The following is a 21037-nucleotide window of genomic DNA, read 5'->3' on the forward strand; positions in this document are numbered from 1 at the left end:
TAACAATCATCCATACTGGCTTATTCTTGTTATGTCTAGAATTTAAAGTCTTTTCCGTTTATAGAAGGTAATGAACAAACCGGAAAGGAGTAGGAGAACTAGTGTAATGCCGACTGTGAGTGCTTCTTTTACAGTGCCTTTTGGTTGAGCACTTTGCTCACCGAAACCGCCCATACCGCCAACCATTCCACCGCGACCACCACCCATACCATCGGGTCTATCGCCTCCCATTTGGCCTCCAGGAAAGCCACCACCTTCGAAATTCTGTCCATCAGCAGGAGCAGTTGGAGCGCCTTGAGCATTCTGTCCATCGCTAGAAGCAGTTGGAGCGCCTTGAGCATTCTGTCCATCGCTAGAAGCAGTTGGAGCACCTTGAGCATTCTGTCCATCAGCAGGAGCAGCTTGCCCAGCTTGTGCGGTTACATCAGTTGGAGTAGCTAGTGCGTTGTTGCCTGCCATAGCTGGCATATCACGCTTACCACCGCCACCCATGCCACCACCGCCCATGCCACCGCCGCTTCCTGATCCATCGCCTGAGGATGCAATGGTGCCGGCAAGTTGTTGATCAATATTGTTGACTTGCGTGTCATTAATGGTTATGAGCTTCGGTACTGCACTTTGATACTCTTCATAAGTGTAGAAAGAACTTGGATCTTCCTTCACGTTAGTGGAGATCATAGCTGAGACTTCCTCAACTCGTTCCTTAAATATAGCCGAAGACAAGTAACCTTCAGTGGCGTCTTTAATGATGTTATGATACATTTCTTTGTACTCATCAACAGCAAGGAGTTTGGCAACCAAAGGCCGCTCAGCTAAGGCACCTTGTGTTGGTTCATCGATGAGTAGATTCGAACTTCCCAATCCCCCGAATGCCATGTTATAGTCCCAAGGGAGGACGGAGAATACACCGTCATCTTCGTATAAATAATAATTCTGTTTGTTTCCACCAATATAGCTGTCAGTATTATTAGTTAGCACTTGAAGAGCAATGTATTTCAGGGTTTCTTCTACATCCAAATATTTGGCATAATCTGTACCGTTATTCAATTCGTCCAACATATCGATAAGAATATCATCGTTGGATTTTTCGGATTTCTGAGCTAGTCCAGTATAGGACGCAATCTTGTCATCAATCCATTGAAGGTCGCTACCGCTTCCGGTCATTTCCCCTTTGTACAGCGCTCCGTATGAGTTGCCGAAGTTCGATTCAAGATACTGTTCATCTACTTGTTGGACAGCCAAAAAGAATCCATACAATTCATCATTCACATAAACATTTACAAATGAAAATCCAGGTGTAGGAAGTCCCATTTGATCCGCGAGTTCATAGGTCAGGAACTCTCTCATATAACTGGCATCACTGTAGCCATTATTCAGGTTTATTTTACTGATTCCCAAAAGATTCTGGCTTGATAAATACTCATCAAAGGAGAGCTTTAGGCTATATCTATCCGAATCATCCATGCTGACTACACTTCGCAAGCTTAGATTCCCTTTTGTACGAACGCCCACATTATCGTAATGCATGCCGTTGTAATCGACAGATGCGGTTTTAATCTCTTCCGCAGAAGCGTTGTCTTTCATGCTCTGAAAGTCATCTTTATCAATGGTGATTTTGACGTCTACGACTTTATCCTTAGGGAATACCTTCGTAGCTATTTCGTCATCCGTCTTTGAGGTTTCGGTAGTACTTGATACCTCAGAATTTTCTATGCTAGTAGTGGTAGATTTAGTCGCCTCACATCCTACCATGGCTATAATGGTGACGATGGAACAGATGCATAGAAGAAGCTTCATCATTTGTGCTTTCATCTTGTGAACACCTTCCCATCCTTAAGATACATAGTCGCCGCTGTAGCTGATAAGTACGGCATTCTTAACTCCGCTAATACCAGAAAGTTGATTAACAAAGCTTCCTTCCTTGTCATGAAGGCGAATTTCCAATGTCATTTCAATATTTCCATTCGTTACGGTTTTTTGTTTCACATTAAAGCGTTTAACGGATGTGTTTAGTTGTTTATGAACGGCTAGCTCACTTGTATCTCCGTCACAGTTCACTACTAGTAAATAAGGAGTTTCAACAGATGAACTTTTGATAAAGAAGAACATGACTAGTCCCACAATAATTGAACCAATCGCTGCTAGAGTGAAGAATCCAGCACCAGATACGATACCGGCTGCCGCAGCCCAGAACAAGAAGATTAGATCAGTAGGGTCTTTGATAGGTGTTCTGAAACGAACAATGGAGAGTGCGCCGACCATACCAAGCGACAGTACTAAGTTTGAATTAATCGCGATGATGACCATCGAAGTGACCATCGTCATTCCGATCAGAGAAACGTTGAAGCTTTTAGAATATAAAACACCGCTGAATACCCGTTTATAAAGAAGATAGATAAAGAAGCCAATAATAAATGAAATTGCCATAGTAATAATTATCTTGGAAATACTAATATCAGATACAAAGTTCTCTGTCACCGAGTTTTTTAGAATATCTGTAAAATTAGTTGTTGAATCCGTTGGTGCTGCAGCCGCTGCTGCTGTTATTGCGCTCATTATTAATAATCCTCCCAAGAGTTCGTTTTCAAAAACTTACGACACATCACGTATTTCGAAGCAGATTGTCTGTTTAATCCTTCAAGCTGTAGCGCTATTCTGATATATTCTGGAATGTACTCGTCGTATTTCACCTCAAGAATAATCAGATTGTCATCCATTGCACGTACACAATGTAAGTCAGGATCGAACATATCTACGGAATGAAGCCCCGTTCGAAGTTCTTTATCAAAAGTAATGCGAACATTTCCATTCTCACAAATAAAAGGTTCTCGCACATAATCCACAATGACCTTGGCGCGAAGTAAGTTGTTCTTCATTTCTTCATGTAGTTCAATGAGTAATGGCTTATCTGAGTGGCGTAGCACTTCATAATTTCCTGATATGAGTTCATCCGCTATTTCCCTAGTCAGTGGTTCTTTCAATTTAGCGATATAATCTCTAAATTTGATTTTCTTCTCGAAATGAATGATTGAATCGTCTTTATTGTAAATTCGGATCCGGTACTTGGCGCGATCTCTGACCCCACCCAATTTCTCATGAAGGGCTTTGTTATTAATATCATCAAAATATAAGCTACGAATCGCGTATTCTCCATTGGGTCCGACATGCGTATCTTGTTTAATCAAGTTTTTCAACCGTTGACGAATGATTTGGTACTGATGTTGATTGATGAAATACTTGAGTTCATTACGATATTTGAGATTCATATTGTTAATTACACCTCATTTCCTCGTTACATTTATACTCATTGTATCTTGTAAATCTGATTTTTCTCTGAGCGTAAACTGAATGTAAACTGAAAATGTTTACATTGCGTTAACAAAAGGTTGTATTAGGACAAGAAATTGACTCTATGAGTCATTGAGGGGTATCGTATATGAAATACATTTAAAGTATCCAATAGTAAATGTGGTTGTATGGAGGGGGGGAGAAAAAGTTGCGGAAAGAGTTCATCTGGTTAGTATTGATAGGTATAGTTATCTTAATTATAGTAGTCGGTGCGGAATGGATGAAGGTAGGTCAGTCTGAGAAACCAAAGTCTTTGGTGATGACATTGAAGAATTCTGCTCTAACGAGTCGCGCATTTACTTGGTATACGGAAAGTCCTAATGCTGCTTCGATATTACAACTAGTGAAAGGTAAAAATCAGGATTTCGATGGTCAAGATGTGATTACGATTACCGGATCAACGACCAAGGTGGATGTGGGAAATAATCATGAACAAGGCGCCCACAAAGCTGAAGTGACTGGACTTGAATCTGGAACTGTTTATTCTTATCGTGTTGGGAGTGGTAAGGACAAGGAATGGAGTACAACGGTAAGTTTCACTACGGAATCCGAGGAGATGGAAGAATTCACGTTCATCAATGTGGCAGATTCGCAGGGCATAACAGAATTGGACTTTGACCTCTGGGGAAAAACAATGAATAAAGCCTTCGAGATATTTCCAACTGCTCAATTTATCGTGCATAATGGCGATCTAACGGAGGAGCCTGAGGATGAGGTTGCTTGGGATCAGTTCTTTGGTAAAGCAAAAAATTGGCTAACACAAGTGCCATTCATGCCTGTCACGGGGAATCATGATGAAGTGAAGGGACTTGCAGATAGATATACATCACACTTCAACCTACCAGATAATGGAGCTAATGGATCGATAGAAGGTACAACCTATTCATTCGATTACGGTTCCGCTCACATTGCGGTATTGAATACAGAGTCTAATATTAAAGAGCAAACGAAGTGGTTGGAGAAAGACCTCGCAGGGACGGATAAGCAATGGAAGATTGTAGCCATGCACAGAGGAGCCTATGGAGGTAAAACATATAATAAAGTAGATGACTGGGTATCAATTTTTGACCAATACGACGTAGATCTTGTATTACAGGGTCATAACCATGAATATTCTCGTTCTTATCCTTTGTGTGATGGCAAGATAGTAGGAGATGGCGGAAATATCGTGAACGATCGTGAAGGTACAGTATATGTTGTTACGAATACAGCAGGGCAGAAGTTCAATGAGAAGAAAGATGATCAATTCTATCACCAAGTGCATTTTCAAAATCAGAAACAGATGTTTGCTGGTATTACGATTCAAGCAGATACGTTAACCTTTCAGGCATATGATATCGATGGAGAAAAGTTAGATGAGTTTGTCATACAGCATTGATGATTTGATGCCATTTGCGAGAGCTCGGATTACTCAATAGAAATAACCGGAAGATGAACCATCTTCCGGTTATTTCTATTGACAATCATGAAAGATGACATTATTATGTAATTTAATAAGTATCTAATTAGATGATTGTTAAATTAGTTGGGAAGGAGCGTGTGTTACATTGCAACTAGATAAGATCGTTAGCTATCATAAAGCACTTGCGGATCCAACACGAATAAAGATGCTAATCATTCTGGCTGAGGGAGAACGTAATGGTCAAGTCTTAGCTGAGAAGCTTCATGTTACGCCAGCTACCATAACACACCATGCTACAAAATTGCGTGAAGCAAGTCTAATTAATGAGCGCAGAGATAAGAATACGATCTATTTTTCTTTAAATGATTATTTCATCCACAATAATGCAACGGCAATCGTAGAACTAATATACAGAAATGTTAGGAACAAGAGGGAGGAAGACGTAATGTTAGAGTCTCATAAGAAATTAAAGGAATCGGTTATTAACAATTTCTTTACGACAGAAGGGAGATTAAAGCAGATACCAGCGCAACTTAAGAAGAAATTAATTGTACTAGAGCATGTGGTCAGTCAGTTAGAGAACGGAAGGAAGTACACCGAGAAGGAAATAAATAATTTCATTAAACCCGTTCATGAAGACTTTGCAACGATACGTAGAGAATTTATAATGCATCAATTTATGTATAGGGAAAATGAGATTTATGAATTAAATCCTAAGGAATTATGGGCAAGGTGGGAGACTCTGTAGTAAGAGGAATACAACGGCTTCCAATTACACTTGACAAGCATGGTACGGGTGCGACAAGGATTGATCATTCATCAAAGTTGAGGAGAAAGTCCTTTAATTCATTCCAATAGAAAGAGCCTACCTAGATCCTTATGTGGGCTTTTTGTTTATCTTAGACGAGTGTAACATTAAAGATACATAGTCAATTATTGGATCTTCATGGTAAAATAGGATGAAATATATCATAAGTAATTCTATCTCACAAGGGAGCGATGATTATGGAATTATATTTTAAAGACAAATTTTTCAATTCAGGAATCTCAGATATTATGAATCATGATGGAGTAGTTGTTGGAAGTATGGACTTGAAATCCTCCTTCGGTTCTTCTTTGAATGTATTTGGTGATCAAGGTCAGATCTTGTGTGGTGGGAAGTTTCGTTCATTCTCAAATAAATGGATCATATCCGATGAAAGAGAGGGGCAACTTGGTCTACTGCGAAGACGAATGAGTTTTCTTACTAAAAAGTATGAATATGATGCGGGAAATCGAGGAGTCTATGAGATTACATCCCCAGCATTTTCTAAAGAATATAGTATACAGAGAAGTAATGGTGAGATCGTAGCCTCTTTTGCTAAAGTAAGCAGTTGGATACAAACGGGAGCATTTCGTTTATTTAATGATTCGAAGGAATTAGATAGTTATGAGTTAGTGGCGGTTGTCATGGGGGTACATGAGATACAGAAGAGGGATTCACAAAATGCAAGTTGAATGTTACGTAAGGAGCTACCGAAATATAACAAAATCAACATAGAAAAAGGAATCGCTGCGCTCGAGGGCTGGATTCCTTTTGTGTTTATTATGAAGTTGTGTACGTTTCTGTTGAAGTGTAGGTGTTATTTTGGAGAGGGGATTAATACCTAACCATGATCCACGTAGTAACTCTGGGTTTACTTTACCTTGTTTCTCGATCTTTTGTCTTATTTTTTTGGCTTTACTTGATGACATCGCTGTGTTCCTCCTTAGAATTGAACTTCCCTTCTATTATACGTCCTAATTTGATTTTGGCTATACTTGTGGAATAGTGAATAATTGGGCAAGGAATACGCAGATCTTTGTAGTAGAGACTTCTACTTGTTTATGTTAATGGAGGCGTCTTCTTGCGAATGGTCTGGTTTAACACTTCAGATAACACAAGACCTAAGGCAATGGATCCTGAGAGCATAAAGGCTTGAACGGCGAAGTGAACTGCCTCGTTATAATCATTCTGTACGAATCTGCGCATCGCATTATAAGCTAATCCACCGGGAACCAATGGAATGATACCCGATACGCTAAATATAATAACTGGCATCTTATAATACTTTGCAAATATTTGGCTAATCACCCCTACGAGAAAGGTAGCCGCAAGTGTTGCTAGTATGGGGTCAACGTCATATTCTAGAAGTAGAATATATGCCATCCAACTGAGCGTACCTACCAAGCCACATTGGATAAGAGATCTCTTTGGAGCATTAAAGAGTATAGCAAATCCTGCGGTTGCAATGAAACACGTGACTAATTGTTCAATCATGATAGAAAGACCTCTTTCAATTTAAAAAATAGTGAATACAACTGCAATTCCTGTTCCAATCGCAAAAGCTGTTAGAAATGCCTCAGCCCCTCTAGATAACCCGGATACGAGATGTCCGGCCATTAAATCGCGCACTGCATTCGTTATAAGCAATCCTGGTACTAGTGGCATAACAGAGCCAATGATAATCTTATCTAATGATTGTCCGATTCCTGCAGAGGTTAGAATGAATGATACGATTCCGATAAGGAAGGCTGCCACCAATTCGGCGAAAAATTTGACCTTTACTAAACGATGGAAATACACAAATGCGGAATATCCTAATCCTCCACAAATCATACCCGGTATGAAATCAAGCCATCCCCCTTGAAACATGATCGTAAAGCAGCCACTAGCAATCGATGCCGCCATAATTTGAAATCCTATTGAGAAAGCATGAGCCTCTATATCCACCTGATGGAGCATCGTCAGTGCTTCCATAACAGAAATTTCCCCGCTACTTAGCTGCCTTGAAATGCCATTCACAGCGACCACTTTCCGAAGATCGGTTGTTCGTTTCACTATTTGAATTAACTGAGCTGATCCAGCCCTATCCAGTTGAAAAATAATTCCTGTTGGCGTCACGTAGCTATTCGAGTTGTTAAATCCAAATGAGGCAGCTATACGCGACATCGTATCCTCTACACGATAGGTTTCTGCTCCGCTTTGAAGCATAATCTGACCTGCTAAGAGGCATACAGAAATGACGTCATGCGTCGGTTGCTCAAGCTTAATCTCCAATTCTAATCTTCTCCCCTAGGATGATATTAATTCGCTAATGAGGAACATTTATTCCCAATTACAGAGCCATTATATCACGAGATAAATAAAAAGCAGAATACAATAAACACAGGTGACGTTTATGGATATCGTGAAACCATTAGCTTGTAAGTCTGATTGGCGTATCTATAGGTTTATTTGTATTTTTTTTGGATAACTCGTTAAAAGTACTTTACAACGTCACAATCATAGTGTACTATTTAGCTATGACAGTGACACTGAGGTGGTGGAAGGAGATATGCCAATTGTGAGTATTGAATTTGATAATAATATGCCGATCTATTTACAGATCATGAACTACATCAAGAGACAGATCGTAACAGGCACATTGAAGCCGGGAGACAAAATACTTTCGGTTCGTGAATTAGCAGCAGAATTACAGATTAATCCGAATACGATTCAGCGCACATTTCAGGAACTAGAGCGTGAAGAGATTGTAGAGACGAGACGTGGTCTCGGAAGATACGTGACAAGTGAGGAATCTAAAATTATGGCGATTAAGAAGGAAATGGCAGGCGCGTTGTTAGATCAATTTATCATCGGTATGCAGGAACTTGGATTTGCAGATCAAGACATTGTATCTATTGTTGCTGAAGCGGTAACAGAAAGCCCTGAACCTGGTCAAGAGAGAGGAGTGAATCATACGTGAGTAGCTTATTACAAATGAATAGTATAACCAAATCTTACGGTTCCAAGTTCGCATTAAATGACGTATCTCTTGAGATTGGACCGGGGAAGATCGTAGGACTTCTTGGGAGCAATGGAAGCGGGAAAAGTACGCTCATGAAGATGGTCACAGGGTTGCTACAACCAACTAGAGGAACATTAACTGTTACGGGATTACCTGTAGGACTGAAGAGTAAAGCGTTAGTGTCCTTCATGCCTGATAGACCTTTGACAGAATCATGGATGAAAGTGCGAGATGCCATTACTTTTTTTCAAGAGTTCTATGACGATTTCGATATTGTGAAGGCTCGAGAAATGCTTCAATTCATGAAGCTAAATGAAAGTGATCGTGTCAGTGTATTGTCGAAGGGGATGAGTGAAAGGTTACAGCTCACGTTAGCTTTATCACGTGATGCGCGCCTCTATTTACTTGATGAGCCGATTGGTGGCGTAGATCCGGTAGCCCGAGGAAAAATATTAGATGCTATTGTAGAGTACTACAATGAAGATAGTAGCATCATTATCTCTACTCACCTTGTGCGTGATATTGAGAGGATCTTTGATGAAGTGGTCTTCATCCGCGAAGGAGAAATTGTCATGCATGAAGAAGTAGAGAATATACGGATTAAATATGGAAAAAGTGTTGATGACATGTTTAAAGAGGTGTATGCAGAATGATGAAATTATTGAAATATGACTTTAAGAGAAATAGTGCGAAGCTATTAGGAGTTGCTGTTGTACTCATTCTTGCCCAGTTATCAATCATGCTATTAATGAATGACATTACTCTGATAATAGTAATTACCTTGCTTACTTATATGATCGCTGGAGTGATTTTATTTATAACACCGATCCGCACCTATAGTTATAATCTCAAAGCCTATCACCGTAAGTTATTACCGGTGCATTCATTGAAGACTATTATTTCACCTATCGCAATGGGTTTTATATGTTTGTTGATATTGGGCCTTATTATGCTCATTCACGGATATGTATACCTCACGGTTTATGATAATACACAAATACTTTACATCATTAAAACGTACCCTATGGATACTATAATATCACTGTTATCTGCATGTTGGATTATCATTAATATGTTTATTACGATCTTTTTAGCTATCACTATTGCTACTAGTATTCGTAGCAAGGGAAGCTTTTGGATCGGAATTGTGGTCTTTTTCATCATCGTGAATGGGCTGTCTTGGTTAGATAACCTGCTATTTGGAGGGGCTGAGTGGGGATTTTTCCGAATTTTTGCTGATGAGTCTAATTCATCAGTGAATGGTGTACTTACTAATATGAATTCACTTCAAACATCGATTTCTGGAGGAATGATAGGTTCGTTCATCTTTGAGTTGGTATGCTCTGTAGCTTTCTTGTATGTAATGGTGAAACTTATTGATCGGAAAGTAGAAGCATAACACCAGAAATCAAAGTATAAAAAATGGCCTTATACGCAGTTAACTTGCGTATAAGGCCATTTTTTATTTTCATTAACAGCCTCGATATGACTCAATTAGTTAGCGAAAAGTGCATTAGTGGTACGACTTCTCCCAATTCACAGTATAGAGATTCTAGCCAGATAGGAGTAGAATGGTACCTAATGTTACCAATCGTGAAGAAATTGTTCCATATAACTTAAGAGTAGCAAAGTACATAAGGACGATGTGAAAGGATGGTGTCTATGCCATATTCTTGGAAACGGAATTTAGTTGTCCTTTGGATAGGTGTCTTCTTTTGTAGTACAGCGTATTCGATCTCTATTCCCTTTCTTCCCATATTTCTGAACACAGAACTTGGTGTAGAAACAAATATTGAGATTTGGTCAGGATTGGCTTTCGGTATAACCTTTCTAGCTAGTGCTTTAATCTCTCCATACTGGGGTTCACTAGCAGATAAATACGGTCGTAAACCCATGCTGATTCGCTCTGGCTTTAGTCTTGCGGCATTATACTTATTAAATTATTTCGTTACAGATCCGTATTGGTTCTTAGTTGTGAGAGTTCTACAGGGGTTATTAGCTGGATTCGTACCTGCTGCGATAGCTATGGTAGCAACGAATACACCAGAGGATAAGACAGGTTATGCACTAGGAATCATGTCTACATCTGGAGCAACGGGTAGTATTATTGGGCCTCTCATTGGAGGTTTTGTAAGTCATTATTACGGGAACAGGAATGCATTTCTATTCTCAAGTATCATTGTGTTAGTCTCCGCACTTATTGCAACTTTGTTTGCCAAAGAACATAATTTCGATCGGACTGCTGTTCGTTCTCATGTACGTGATGACCTTAAGATGGCAGCGAAGAATAGCACATTCATGACACTGATGGGGCTTGTGTTCATCACAACGTTCTCGGTGATGATCTTGGAACCTCTCATTACGGTCTATGTTATGGAGATGGGGGTTACGAAGTCCAATGCTTCTCGTACCTCAGGCATAATTTTCTCCGCTGTTGGGATTGCAACGATTATCATGGCTCCTCAGTGGGCGAAAATAGGTAGAAGAATTGGGTATGGAAAAGTGTTGTTTCTGGGCTTAATCGGTGGTGGATTAGGGAACTTATTGCAATTCTTTGTGACAGGTTATATTGGCTTTGGGGTGCTTCGATTCGGTTATGGGCTGTTCTTTGCAGCCGTGTATCCCACGATCAATGCCATGATTGTAAACGTGACAGATTCGAACTTCCGGGGTAGGGCATTCGGACTGAATCAATCCGTCTCCCAGATGGCAACGATGGCAGGGCCTATTATTGGTGGATTGCTAGGGGCATGGATACCTATCCGGTGGATATTTATTATTAATGGACTGGCATTGATCGGTTCTGCACTGCTTGTAAGATCAAGGATGCTAGAACGGCAAGTGGAAGTATAAATACAAACAGCCTCGAACGCATGTTATTAACGCATTCGAGGCTGTTTGTATTATTTAAGTTACACCCTAAAAGAGGATGTGTTGTTCTTCAAGCTTGTTGATGTATTTTTTAAAGTATGGGTAAGTTCATATAATTGATCCGATATTTCGTTCTGACCTTGAGAAATTTCACTAACAATTTGCATACGCGTATTTACATCAGAAGACGAGGTGGATAATGTCTCAACCGAAGTAACGATATTACTCATGCTTGTAGAAATCTCGCCTATGGCTAGCGTAATTTCGCTAACTTGATCAGCTAGGACGGAACTCTGTGATTCCAACTCTTGGAATGTGGTGCTGGACTTCTCAGAAATATTCTTCGTTTCTTGAATGACGCTTGAGAAGGTAGCTAGACTTTGACCACAGGATGTCATATTCGAATGGATAAGAACTAAGTCTGTATTAATCTCTTCAGACAGTGATTTGGTATTCTCAGATAGTTTACGAATTTCGTCAGCAACAACGGCAAAACCTCTTCCATGTTCACCAGCTCTAGCCGCTTCGATCGAAGCATTCAAGGACAATAGATTAGTCTGGGTATTCACATCTTGAATACCAGAAAGGGTATGCTCTATATGGTTATACCGTTCGGACATTGTATCAAACACCTTCATTAGCTGTTCGAACTCAATTCCTGTCCGATCAACTAAATTAACGACTTCAGTCATGTGCCCGACGCCAATATGTGATGAAGATTTCATCAATTGCATGTTGTCATTAATATATTCACTGGATGCCGCGATTTGCTGGGAACTAGCAGATACTTGCTCGGTTACTGCAGATATAGATGTAGTCTCGTCAAGCTGAGATAAGAGTACCGGTGCGCTATTATCAATTTCCTTCTTGACTGTAACGGATGCCTCTTTGTTATCTTGGGCAATGCTTTCCATGCGTTGGGATATATCCAAGACGTTGTTGCTAATATCCAGGGTAGATTGAATAGTAGTCCTAAGATTGGCTCCCATGATAGTGAGTTTCTGATCTATTGTGCCAAATTCATCTTCACGTATGACATTACCTTCATAAGTGAAGTCACTATTTTGATAGGAATCAATACGCTTCATGATGCCTGATAATCCCTTTCGAATTCTAGTAATGAACTGCATAATCATAATGAACGGTATAATGATAAGGAGTGCACTAGTAATATAAATGGTAATGTTTGCTCGAGATATATTCTGGCTAAGACGAGTCTGATTTTTTTGTAACACGTCCCGGAATTCGTCATTTATTGTGGACTTACTATAGGATAATACGGAAGAATAGGTACTCATGAGCTTCTGTTTTAACATGCTCTTTTCGAAGACCTCTAGGTCAGGTGTTATCCGTGGATGAACATCAATCAAGGTAGTATAGACCATTTGCAAAACATTGACATAATTCACAAACTTACCTTCCGTTAAATTCAAATACTTGTCGAAAGCATTGAATTGTAAAGTTAGAGATTCCATATCCTTAGGAAGGGTTGCAATATCCTCCAGTATAGATTCCTTATTTTCTTTGTTTCCTGTCTCCAATATATCGATCATCCATATTAGATCACGCTGCATTTTATCGGCTACTTCCACGTAGCCTTTTTCTTGTTGAGTTGCATATTCTGAATCCTTTATACTCTGTGATACCGCTCGGTTGGATATAATATTGCTAGTTGTTGCGCCAACACTTACCAAGGTTATGACTACTAACATCAAGATAAGTTGTTGGGTAATGGTTCGATTCTTTCTCAAACTTATTATTTTTTTGAAAAAATTCTGCATGCGTGTTTCTCTCCCTTATATATGTCTGTCTTATTACTATCGGAATAACAGTCTGGAAATTGTAATTGTATTGTGAGATAACTGCGGAAAACAACCATTTCAAGGCATATTCTTGTCCAATTTTTCATATGGATAGAATGAACGATGACAATATTTAATCCTACAATTAGTAATATATTTTCTGCGAAATCCCACGTTATTATCTCATTGGTTAGTCATGAAGGCATACTCAGAGGGCTGTGACAAGTCGGAAAGAGAGCTATTTCTTGTGAGGGAGGGTCATGTCATGAAGAACAAAGAATGCATAGCGATGTTATTAGCTGGAGGCGAGGGGAAGCGTTTAGGGAAACTTACCAAGAAGATAGCTAAACCTGCCGTTTTTTTTGGCGGTAAATATCGGATTATCGATTTCACACTTAGTAATTGTACGAATTCTGGTATAGATACCGTTGGCGTACTAACGCAATACCATCCTCTAGTATTGAATCACTATATTGGCATTGGGAAACCGTGGGATTTAGATCGGAAAGAAGGCGGCGTGTCTATTCTACCTCCTTTCATCAAGCGAAAGGGTGGCAATTGGTACAAGGGGACGGCAGATGCCATATATCAGAACATGGACTATATTAAACAATACAATCCTGAATATGTCCTCATCATATCTGGTGATCATATTTATAAAATGGACTACGAGCGTATGTTGCGTTTTCATAAAGAACAGAAGTCAGATGCAACGATTGCAGTCATTGAAGTGAAGTGGAAAGAAGTGAATCGATTCGGAATCTTAAGTGTCGATGATAACCACAGAGTGACTGATTTTCAAGAAAAACCAGAAGAAACCACAAGTAATCTCGCTTCTATGGGGGTGTACATTTACACATGGAAGGTACTCAAACAATACTTGGAGAATGATGCAGTTCAATCGAAATCAAGTCATGACTTTGGTAAAGATATTATTCCTGCGATGTTAAATGACGGGATACAGTTAACGGCCTATCCTTTCGATGGATACTGGAAGGATGTTGGAACCATTGATAGTCTGTGGGAAGCGAATATGGATCTATTAGATGATGAGACGACATTGAAGCTAAATGATCGCAAATGGCGTATCTATTCTCTCAATCCGAATCAACCGCCCCAATATATCGCAGCGTCCGCAATTATTTCAAATTCCTTGGTCAATGAAGGATGTATTGTATTTGGTGAAGTTAGGCATTCGGTCTTGTTCTATGGTGTAGAGATAGGACAAGGAAGTATCATCATCGACTCTGTTATTATGCCCAATGCTAAGATTGGAAACAATGTTACGATCTACAAAGCAATCGTAGGTGAAGGATCCATCATTGGGGATGGAAGTGTCGTGGGTTCACCTGAAAGTGATGAAGTCACGCTAGTAGGTAACCATGAATCTATTCCTTCCGAATTCTTATCCGTAAAGGAGCAGATGGGGATATGAAGAATGTGATGGGCATTATAAATATGATAAATGAGCCAGATCAGTTGGAGGAACTTACGTACCATCGAAATATCGCCTCTGTTCCATTTGCGGGGCGTTACCGTTTAATCGACTTTATTTTATCAAGCATGGTTAATTCGGGGGTTACCAATGTGGGCATATTCACCCACACGAAATATCGTTCATTAATGGATCATTTAGGCTCCGGGAAAGAATGGGATTTGGATCGCAAGCGTTCGGGACTCTTTATTCTACCTCCCATGAAAGAAGGGTTGGATCCAACCAATGGTGATTTGCACACGTTAAATGCTCATAGAGATTATTTACATCGGAGTAGTGAAGAGTACGTATTGATTTCTCGCAGTTACATGGTATGTAATATCGACTTCAATGGATTGCAAGAATTTCACAATGAGAATAAATCAGATATCACTGTAGTGTATAAAGAGACGAACGACATCGATTCATTCTCTACACGGATTGGGATGGATGATAGTGGTAGAGTAACCTCGATGTGGGATCCGAATGCATCACCGCATGGAAATAAAGTATCAATGGAAATGTTCTTTCTGAAGAAAAGTCTCCTGTTAGATTTAATAGAAACTTCCTTGGCTGAAGGTCATCATAGCCTCATGAAGGACGCGATTCGCGCCAATATCGGTCGATTAAATGTATTTGGATATTCGTATCAAGGTTATTTAGGCATTATTAATACACTGAACAGCTATTACAGGCACAGTATGAATCTTTTGAATCCGAATGTGTGGAGAGAGTTATTCTTTGAGCCTGGGCTTATATATACGAAGATCAAGGATGAGGCACCAACCCGCCATATTGATGGTGGTCATACAAGTAACGCGATGGTGGCAAATGGATGTGTGATAGAAGGAAGTGTTACGAACTCTATACTTTTCCGTGGGGTACACATATGTAAAGGTGCATCCGTGAAAAATAGTATTATCATGCAAAATGGTGTGATCCATGAAAATACGGCCATTGATCATGCTATTATCGATAAAGATGTTATTGTAAAAGCAGAAAGAACGTTGATTGGACATGAACGAGCACCCTTTATTGTCGTGAAGAGAAAAGTAATTTAATTGAAAATCGTACAATCATAGAGCCACCTACTTGAAGGCATAATTGTCTTTGAGTAGGTGGCTTTGCTATGATATAGATTAACGTCTCTTTTATTTGTAGGAGGAGGAACTTTTATGCCAGAAATACCAGATCACTTAGATTCTGGTCTATCCATCATATTTATCGGATTTAATCCAAGCATACGTTCAGGAGAAGTGGGTCACCATTACGCTAATCCTAGAAATAACTTCTGGCGAATTCTTCAACGATCAGAGTTAACTCCACGACAGTATGAGGCTTATGAGGATCAGGATTTGCTGAAGTTAGGTTATGGATTCACCAATATTGTATCTCGGCCCACACGTGGGATGGATGATATAACACCTGAAGAATATGCAGAGGGGCGAAAGATTCTCCATGCTAAATTGAGTAAGTACCGGCCCAAAGTGGCTTGTTTCGTAGGTAAAGGGGTATATACAGAGTATAGTCATAGGTCTAAGGTGAATTGGGGATTTCAGCAGGAATCCGTTACGGAGAATATCTATGAGTTTGTTGCTCCTTCATCAAGTGGGCTTGTGCGCATGCCTATGGATGATATCATCGGAATATATGAGCAACTTAAGCTGTTCATTTCTGAAGGATTGTAGACAGGTCTCTCCTAATTAAATAGGTGATATAAACAGAGACAGATTCCATATAGATAAGTCATAGCAAAGTAGACGAACTATAAGTCTTTTGTTAGAATAATGATGCATCTTAGAACGATGTTTCATAGAACGAATTTAGAAGGGTGAGATCAATAGTGGTAAAAGAACGTATGACGGGATCGCCCGAGTATAAGTCATTTGGTCTTGCTGTACAGGCATTAGTAGTACTAGCTAATCATAAAGGAGATACTTGTCCTAGCTGTTTTATTGCAGAGAGTTTACATTCAGAAGCTACGTTGTTAAGAAGAATACTAGCCAATCTGGTACGCGAGAATATATTGGAGACACGTGAAGGTAGAGAAGGTGGTTATCGGCTGAAAATAGATCCTGCATTACTTACTCTGGCTGAGGTATATAGGGCACTTGAGGTCGGTGAAGCACAGTTCAAAACGATGCTTCATACGACATGTGAGAATGAATTAGGTATACAAATCAGAGCCGATTTCACAAAAATATTGGGCGAAATGGATCAAAGCATACTAGATACATTGGAAAAATACACTATCGCAGATCTGGCGCAATAAGAAGGGTATTGACAAGAGTTATTTCTTTGTTTTATACTGTGCAATATAAAGTAACAGTTGGAGAAATTGGACCTGATACATCTTGTGGAAATGTAGATTATCGGACATTTTTTTTGGGTTTAACTGTGTGTATAACTACACAGAATCATAAAAAAAAGAACTTAAAATTGGATATGGAGGAAATACAATGACGAATGGAGTATTGCAAGTGGAGAAGGATTTCAATGCGGTGATTAACGAGCGACATTCAGTAAGAAAGTATGATTCTTCTTGGAAAATTTCACAAGAGGAAATCAATGAGATTTTGTCTGATGCAATTCTGGCACCTTCTTCTTCTAACCTTCAACCATGGAGATTTATCGTTATTCAAGACCAAAGTTTAAAGGAACAGTTGCTTCCTATTGCTAATAATCAACAACAAATCGTTGATGCTTCCGCTGTGATTGCAGTGATTGGTGATTTAAATGCTTATGAGAATGTGGAGAAGATTCATGGCATAGCAGTAGATGCAGGCGTGATGACACCTGAGATCAAAGATATGATGGTGACGAACACGATGAAGGTATATCCAAACGTAGGTGCTGAGAAACTTAAAGAGATTGCATTGGTTGATGGAGGTTTGGTATCGATGCAACTTATGTTGGCTGCAAAAGCTAAAGGATATGACACGGTACCTATGGGTGGTTATAACGCTGTTCAGTTCAAAGAATTGTTTAATATTTCGGATCGTTATACGACCGTGATGTTAATTGCATTGGGGAAAGCAGCAGTAGAAGGCCGTCCAAGCGTACGTTTGCCGCTCGAGGATGTAACTTCCTGGAACGAATTTAAGAATTAAAGTAGTGTTAATAAATAAACGATAAACCCTAGAAATCCCCGACGATGATAACTTCTCGTCAGGGATTTCTAGGGTTTAAGTTATGTATTCTAATTAACGGTTTTTGAGTACATAATGCCGATTGTGTGTGGTCCGCAATGACTACATACGACACAGCCTGCGCTGGACAGGGTTACCGTAGCTTGTGTGTACTCTTGCAGACGGGCTTGCATAACAAGGGCATCTTCTTCAGCCAAGGAGTGAACGACCATAATATGGTCATGATCCATAAGATCTTTCTTTTCTAGCGCGTTCTGTAATAACTGTTCTACAGCTTTTTCACGTTTGCCGCGAACACGATTAGCCGGTATCATTTTACCTTCAGAAACTTTAATAACTGGACGAATCTTTAGCAGACTTCCGATGAGGTTCTGCATGCCTGAGCAGCGTCCACCTTTATAGAGATATTCTAGCGTATCAACAACAAACTCGGTTTCAATCTCAGGCCGTACAGCTTCTAGAAGTGTAATAATCTCTCCCAAGGAATGACCGGCTTCACGTGCTTTGATGGCTTTCATAATTAAGAGTCCAATGGCAGAAGATAAATTTAATGAATCAAACACTGCAATCTGGTCTGATGGATACTCTTCAGCTGCAATGCGAGCATTCTGATATGTTGAGGAGAGTTCTGAAGAGAGGCTAATAAAAAGAATTTGCTCTCCTCGTTCTATATGTGGGGTGAAGGCTCTCATGAAATCAGCTGGAGAAGGCGCCGCTGTCTTAGGTAAATCGGCATTCTGATCAACTCTCTTATAGAGATCAACCGGGGTAATATCTAATCCATCTCGTAATGACTGTTCTCCGAATATTACGTATAAGGGTATGATACCAATGTCGTATTGTTCAATCCATGATGTAGGTAGATCACTTGTACTGTCAGCAAATATTTTAATAGTTGGCATGTGGTAGTAATCTCCCTTAATCGTGTTTATTATATTGTAGCGTTTACAACAGCAATCACAAAAAATATAGCTAAACTTAGCAAAATAGCGGCATTCATAATCAAACCTAAGATTGCGAATATTTTCTTTCTTTTTTTCAATGATACCCCAACAATCCCCAAAATGACACCAATTAAGTTCATTAATAGGAACAAGATGACGATCGACCCTGCAACACCTAATTTTTCAACCATTTCTTCGGTAGGGGCAGTAAGTTCTTCATTAAGATAGGGTGTCATTAGGGAGCCGATGAGGGCGACAGATGCAATATAACCTAATAAACTAATCATACAAAGAATAAAAGATGCAATTCCTGGACCCGAGTGCTTTAAAATAATAGGTGCAGGAAGTGGGTTAAAGAATGAACCTTCTTCAACGGTATGCTGTGGTTCATTTGAATCCATGGTTGATCTCTCCTTAGAAATATTCAAGATACTATAACTCTTCCATATTTGGATGGAAAAATCAAGGATTGCTATCTGATTTGGCGGGGAATACCAAGTGGTAAACAAGTAGGCTATGCGTTATCATTACGTAAGAGAATCAGATTTATGATAAAGGAGATGGATGAATTGCAACGGACATTTGCAAAGTGGGGAGCAATCTTGATGGCACTATCGGTGGCGATCGGGGCTTTTGGAGCGCACTTATTAGAGCCCAAAATAGGTGCAGATGCCATAGGAGTATATGAAACAGGTGTTCATTATCATATGATCCATGCACTTGGTCTTCTAATGATTAGTTTAACTGTAGGTCAGATTGGTGAATCGAAAAGTCTTAAATGGGCCGGGTGGTTATTAGTAGCGGGAATTATATTGTTCTCAGGAAGCCTTTATGTACTTAGTATTACGGGGATTAAAGTACTTGGGGCCATTACACCATTAGGTGGTGTAGCTTTCATCGCAGGCTGGTTATGTTATTTATCAGCTTTCTTACGATCCAAAAAAGTTTCATAATAGAGATCAAAAAAAGAGGACTCTCGAGTCCTCTTTTTTAATCCGTAAATGCATCAATTTCGTTCAGCATAAATGAATATACTTGTTTCTCATCTACATGGTAAACGTTAATGAACTGTTGTTCTTCATCAAAATTCAATATCCTGCAAGGGATTTCCATGTGTTGACCCTTGCGATTGGCAGTCAAACGTACTAGACGGTTGTCATTAATACAGGATTTAATCCATACCCTAGGATCTTCACTATGATTTGATACTGGATTTTTGGTTTTTGGAATTAAGATTGGTTCTTGAGTTAGTGAGTTCTTTAATCTGGATTGCACGATTTCCTTTCCAGTTTTACCACCTAGTGTGGTTTTGGAAAGATGTTGCTGTGTAGATTCTATTTTGGAAAGGGAATTCTTTTTCTTAGATTGAAGAAGAGAATCTATGATTTCGCCTAACTCTATTCCGGATTGGATTCGAAAATCCATCACTTGGTTGTTACCATTCATCATTTCAATTAACGATTGAAGCGCACGAGCATTGGATTCATTTTTAATTAAAATGTCGACTTTGAATAAATATCCTAGGTCCTCTTTATGTAGTTTGTTATTCATAGTTCCCCCAACCTGTCAGTTAAATCTTAGCTATGTTATAAACTATACCATTATAATGGGGAGAAAAATAGTCCTTATGTCGTAGGTCTAATGTGGATTTTATTGTGTATTCGACAAATTTCTCATAATGTTGTAGACATCCCAAAGACCTGAGATTGAATACACATAATGTTGAGATAGATGTGAGGAGGTGTCCTCCATGATTATTATTGTGCCTATTGTTATTGGGGGTATAACCGTGACTGGAGTTAAAGTAAAACTCCCCAAAACGACGCTTCTGGCCACCAATACTCCTAATGGATATATTATGTGTGGTGCACATAATATGTAGTAATTTAGTGGTATCTTGAAATGTTATTGTGAAGGCATTAACTCTATTGGGACAAGCATTTGGTGAATATTTAATATTAATTTAAGTTCATTATTTATAATTGAAATTAAGCGAAATCCACTATGTATTATAACCGCATCTGTGACTTTGTGACCAAACCTGCGATCATTAGGTTGAGTAAATATGTAACAAACTCGAACTATTCTATTATCACATGTATGGTAAAATAATCACACGTAATGACAACGAAGTGAAAATTAAAATTTAGATTCATTTTTAGGGTAAGTTCTTGAGTGTGCGGATCATGGATTTAATGTTTCGGTTTAAAAATTTAGTGCAACTATAGAGGTTAAGAG

General features: G+C 39.3%; 24 protein-coding genes. 14 read left to right on the plus strand and 10 right to left on the minus strand.

All coding sequences use genetic code 11. The features are described 5' to 3' along the window. Positions 1-42: 42 nt before the first annotated feature. From PBAT_RS16380 to PBAT_RS16390, 3 genes are read right to left on the minus strand one after another with little or no spacing between them, the layout of a single operon-like run. Entirely contained in the window at positions 43-1812 is a 1770-nt protein-coding gene (locus PBAT_RS16380; protein WP_068650981.1) for a CotH kinase family protein, read from the minus strand. A 21-nt stretch (positions 1813-1833) separates the two neighbouring features. After that, the gene (locus PBAT_RS16385; RefSeq protein ID WP_068650982.1) at positions 1834-2556 is read right to left on the minus strand and encodes a DUF4956 domain-containing protein; all 723 of its coding nucleotides are present in this window, start codon (positions 2554-2556) and stop codon (positions 1834-1836) included. A gap of 2 nt (positions 2557-2558) precedes the next feature. Then, complete coding sequence (locus tag PBAT_RS16390) at positions 2559-3266, minus strand: polyphosphate polymerase domain-containing protein (protein WP_068650983.1); 708 nt, start codon at positions 3264-3266, stop codon at positions 2559-2561. A 230-nt stretch (positions 3267-3496) separates the two neighbouring features. On the opposite strand from PBAT_RS16390, the gene PBAT_RS16395 reads away from it, so the two are divergent. The 3 genes from PBAT_RS16395 (at position 3497) to PBAT_RS16405 (ending at position 6247) form a co-directional block, all read left to right on the plus strand. After that, positions 3497-4726, plus strand: a complete 1230-nt coding sequence (locus PBAT_RS16395; RefSeq protein ID WP_246168604.1) for a purple acid phosphatase family protein — start codon at positions 3497-3499, stop codon at positions 4724-4726. A 169-nt stretch (positions 4727-4895) separates the two neighbouring features. Continuing rightward, positions 4896-5498 (plus strand): DUF2087 domain-containing protein, encoded by a 603-nt coding sequence (locus PBAT_RS16400; RefSeq protein WP_068650985.1) that lies wholly within the window; start codon positions 4896-4898, stop codon positions 5496-5498. A 257-nt stretch (positions 5499-5755) separates the two neighbouring features. After that, the gene (locus PBAT_RS16405; protein WP_068650986.1) at positions 5756-6247 is read left to right on the plus strand and encodes an LURP-one-related family protein; all 492 of its coding nucleotides are present in this window, start codon (positions 5756-5758) and stop codon (positions 6245-6247) included. A gap of 15 nt (positions 6248-6262) precedes the next feature. On the opposite strand, the gene PBAT_RS16410 is transcribed toward PBAT_RS16405, so the two are convergent. The 3 genes from PBAT_RS16410 to PBAT_RS16420 all read right to left on the minus strand — a co-directional run bounded on the left by PBAT_RS16410 (position 6263) and on the right by PBAT_RS16420 (position 7829). Further along, positions 6263-6484, minus strand: coding sequence for a hypothetical protein (locus PBAT_RS16410; RefSeq protein ID WP_068650987.1), 222 nt, complete (start codon positions 6482-6484; stop codon positions 6263-6265). A gap of 130 nt (positions 6485-6614) precedes the next feature. Next, positions 6615-7049, minus strand: coding sequence for a threonine/serine exporter family protein (locus PBAT_RS16415; protein WP_068650988.1), 435 nt, complete (start codon positions 7047-7049; stop codon positions 6615-6617). A gap of 21 nt (positions 7050-7070) precedes the next feature. Then, positions 7071-7829, minus strand: a complete 759-nt coding sequence (locus PBAT_RS16420) for a threonine/serine exporter family protein (RefSeq protein ID WP_084403148.1) — start codon at positions 7827-7829, stop codon at positions 7071-7073. Positions 7830-8115: 286 nt separating this feature from the next. Between PBAT_RS16420 and PBAT_RS16425 the strand changes: the two genes are divergently transcribed. The 4 genes from PBAT_RS16425 to PBAT_RS16440 all read left to right on the plus strand — a co-directional run bounded on the left by PBAT_RS16425 (position 8116) and on the right by PBAT_RS16440 (position 11412). Then, entirely contained in the window at positions 8116-8517 is a 402-nt protein-coding gene (locus PBAT_RS16425) for a GntR family transcriptional regulator (RefSeq protein WP_068651228.1), read from the plus strand. Continuing rightward, the gene (locus PBAT_RS16430; protein ID WP_188017004.1) at positions 8514-9212 is read left to right on the plus strand and encodes an ABC transporter ATP-binding protein; all 699 of its coding nucleotides are present in this window, start codon (positions 8514-8516) and stop codon (positions 9210-9212) included. The genes PBAT_RS16425 and PBAT_RS16430 overlap by 4 nt, the downstream gene beginning before the upstream one ends. Further along, complete coding sequence (locus tag PBAT_RS16435; protein ID WP_068650989.1) at positions 9209-9958, plus strand: hypothetical protein; 750 nt, start codon at positions 9209-9211, stop codon at positions 9956-9958. Before PBAT_RS16430 ends, PBAT_RS16435 begins: the two co-directional genes overlap by 4 nt. 263 nt (positions 9959-10221) lie before the next feature. Further along, positions 10222-11412: an MFS transporter gene (locus PBAT_RS16440; protein WP_068650990.1), complete on the plus strand. Its 1191-nt coding sequence runs from the start codon at positions 10222-10224 to the stop codon at positions 11410-11412. Between the two features lie 59 nt (positions 11413-11471). Here the strand turns inward: PBAT_RS16440 and PBAT_RS16445 are convergent, their stop codons facing one another. Then, positions 11472-13181, minus strand: a complete 1710-nt coding sequence (locus PBAT_RS16445; protein ID WP_169810130.1) for a methyl-accepting chemotaxis protein — start codon at positions 13179-13181, stop codon at positions 11472-11474. A gap of 316 nt (positions 13182-13497) precedes the next feature. Here PBAT_RS16445 and PBAT_RS16450 point away from each other — a divergent pair, with 316 nt between their 5' ends. From PBAT_RS16450 to PBAT_RS16470, 5 genes are all read left to right on the plus strand, one after another. After that, positions 13498-14667 (plus strand): glucose-1-phosphate adenylyltransferase, encoded by a 1170-nt coding sequence (locus PBAT_RS16450; protein WP_068650992.1) that lies wholly within the window; start codon positions 13498-13500, stop codon positions 14665-14667. Next, on the plus strand, positions 14664-15767 hold the full coding sequence (glgD, locus tag PBAT_RS16455) for a glucose-1-phosphate adenylyltransferase subunit GlgD (RefSeq protein ID WP_068650993.1): 1104 nt from the start codon (positions 14664-14666) through the stop codon (positions 15765-15767). The genes PBAT_RS16450 and glgD overlap by 4 nt, the downstream gene beginning before the upstream one ends. A gap of 114 nt (positions 15768-15881) precedes the next feature. Next, a complete protein-coding gene (locus tag PBAT_RS16460) occupies positions 15882-16394 on the plus strand; it encodes a mismatch-specific DNA-glycosylase (RefSeq protein ID WP_068650994.1) in 513 nt (170 codons plus the stop codon). Positions 16395-16549: 155 nt separating this feature from the next. After that, positions 16550-16978 (plus strand): Rrf2 family transcriptional regulator, encoded by a 429-nt coding sequence (locus PBAT_RS16465; RefSeq protein ID WP_068650995.1) that lies wholly within the window; start codon positions 16550-16552, stop codon positions 16976-16978. 187 nt (positions 16979-17165) lie between these two features. Continuing rightward, on the plus strand, positions 17166-17816 hold the full coding sequence (locus tag PBAT_RS16470) for a nitroreductase family protein (protein WP_068650996.1): 651 nt from the start codon (positions 17166-17168) through the stop codon (positions 17814-17816). 89 nt (positions 17817-17905) lie between these two features. On the opposite strand, the gene PBAT_RS16475 is transcribed toward PBAT_RS16470, so the two are convergent. Continuing rightward, positions 17906-18757, minus strand: coding sequence for a DegV family protein (locus PBAT_RS16475; protein ID WP_068650997.1), 852 nt, complete (start codon positions 18755-18757; stop codon positions 17906-17908). 29 nt (positions 18758-18786) lie between these two features. Next, positions 18787-19200 carry a hypothetical protein gene (locus PBAT_RS16480; RefSeq protein ID WP_068650998.1) on the minus strand — a complete coding sequence of 138 codons (414 nt, stop codon included), beginning with the start codon at positions 19198-19200 and terminating at the stop codon, positions 18787-18789. Between the two features lie 168 nt (positions 19201-19368). Between PBAT_RS16480 and PBAT_RS16485 the strand changes: the two genes are divergently transcribed. Then, on the plus strand, positions 19369-19752 hold the full coding sequence (locus tag PBAT_RS16485; protein WP_068651232.1) for a DUF423 domain-containing protein: 384 nt from the start codon (positions 19369-19371) through the stop codon (positions 19750-19752). 37 nt (positions 19753-19789) lie between these two features. Here the strand turns inward: PBAT_RS16485 and PBAT_RS16490 are convergent, their stop codons facing one another. Next, the gene (locus PBAT_RS16490) at positions 19790-20350 is read right to left on the minus strand and encodes a hypothetical protein (protein WP_068650999.1); all 561 of its coding nucleotides are present in this window, start codon (positions 20348-20350) and stop codon (positions 19790-19792) included. 199 nt (positions 20351-20549) lie between these two features. On the opposite strand from PBAT_RS16490, the gene PBAT_RS25975 reads away from it, so the two are divergent. Next, positions 20550-20681: a hypothetical protein gene (locus tag PBAT_RS25975; protein ID WP_420848789.1), complete on the plus strand. Its 132-nt coding sequence runs from the start codon at positions 20550-20552 to the stop codon at positions 20679-20681. The last annotated feature ends 356 nt before the right edge of the window (positions 20682-21037 follow it).

The sequence above is a fragment of the Paenibacillus antarcticus genome (assembly GCF_001637225.1).
Lineage (GTDB): Bacteria > Bacillota > Bacilli > Paenibacillales > Paenibacillaceae > Paenibacillus_AQ > Paenibacillus_AQ antarcticus.

Coding starts and splice junctions, on each gene's coding strand:
- PBAT_RS16380 (WP_068650981.1), bottom strand. CDS start 1,812: ATGAAAGCACAAATGATGAAGCTTCTTCTATGCATCTGTTCCATCGTC.
- PBAT_RS16385 (WP_068650982.1), bottom strand. CDS start 2,556: ATGAGCGCAATAACAGCAGCAGCGGCTGCAGCACCAACGGATTCAACA.
- PBAT_RS16390 (WP_068650983.1), bottom strand. CDS start 3,266: ATGAATCTCAAATATCGTAATGAACTCAAGTATTTCATCAATCAACAT.
- PBAT_RS16405 (WP_068650986.1), top strand. CDS start 5,756: ATGGAATTATATTTTAAAGACAAATTTTTCAATTCAGGAATCTCAGAT.
- PBAT_RS16410 (WP_068650987.1), bottom strand. CDS start 6,484: ATGTCATCAAGTAAAGCCAAAAAAATAAGACAAAAGATCGAGAAACAA.
- PBAT_RS16415 (WP_068650988.1), bottom strand. CDS start 7,049: ATGATTGAACAATTAGTCACGTGTTTCATTGCAACCGCAGGATTTGCT.
- PBAT_RS16435 (WP_068650989.1), top strand. CDS start 9,209: ATGATGAAATTATTGAAATATGACTTTAAGAGAAATAGTGCGAAGCTA.
- PBAT_RS16440 (WP_068650990.1), top strand. CDS start 10,222: ATGCCATATTCTTGGAAACGGAATTTAGTTGTCCTTTGGATAGGTGTC.
- PBAT_RS16450 (WP_068650992.1), top strand. CDS start 13,498: ATGAAGAACAAAGAATGCATAGCGATGTTATTAGCTGGAGGCGAGGGG.
- glgD (WP_068650993.1), top strand. CDS start 14,664: ATGAAGAATGTGATGGGCATTATAAATATGATAAATGAGCCAGATCAG.
- PBAT_RS16460 (WP_068650994.1), top strand. CDS start 15,882: ATGCCAGAAATACCAGATCACTTAGATTCTGGTCTATCCATCATATTT.
- PBAT_RS16470 (WP_068650996.1), top strand. CDS start 17,166: ATGACGAATGGAGTATTGCAAGTGGAGAAGGATTTCAATGCGGTGATT.
- PBAT_RS16475 (WP_068650997.1), bottom strand. CDS start 18,757: ATGCCAACTATTAAAATATTTGCTGACAGTACAAGTGATCTACCTACA.
- PBAT_RS16480 (WP_068650998.1), bottom strand. CDS start 19,200: ATGGATTCAAATGAACCACAGCATACCGTTGAAGAAGGTTCATTCTTT.
- PBAT_RS16490 (WP_068650999.1), bottom strand. CDS start 20,350: ATGAATAACAAACTACATAAAGAGGACCTAGGATATTTATTCAAAGTC.
- PBAT_RS25975 (WP_420848789.1), top strand. CDS start 20,550: ATGATTATTATTGTGCCTATTGTTATTGGGGGTATAACCGTGACTGGA.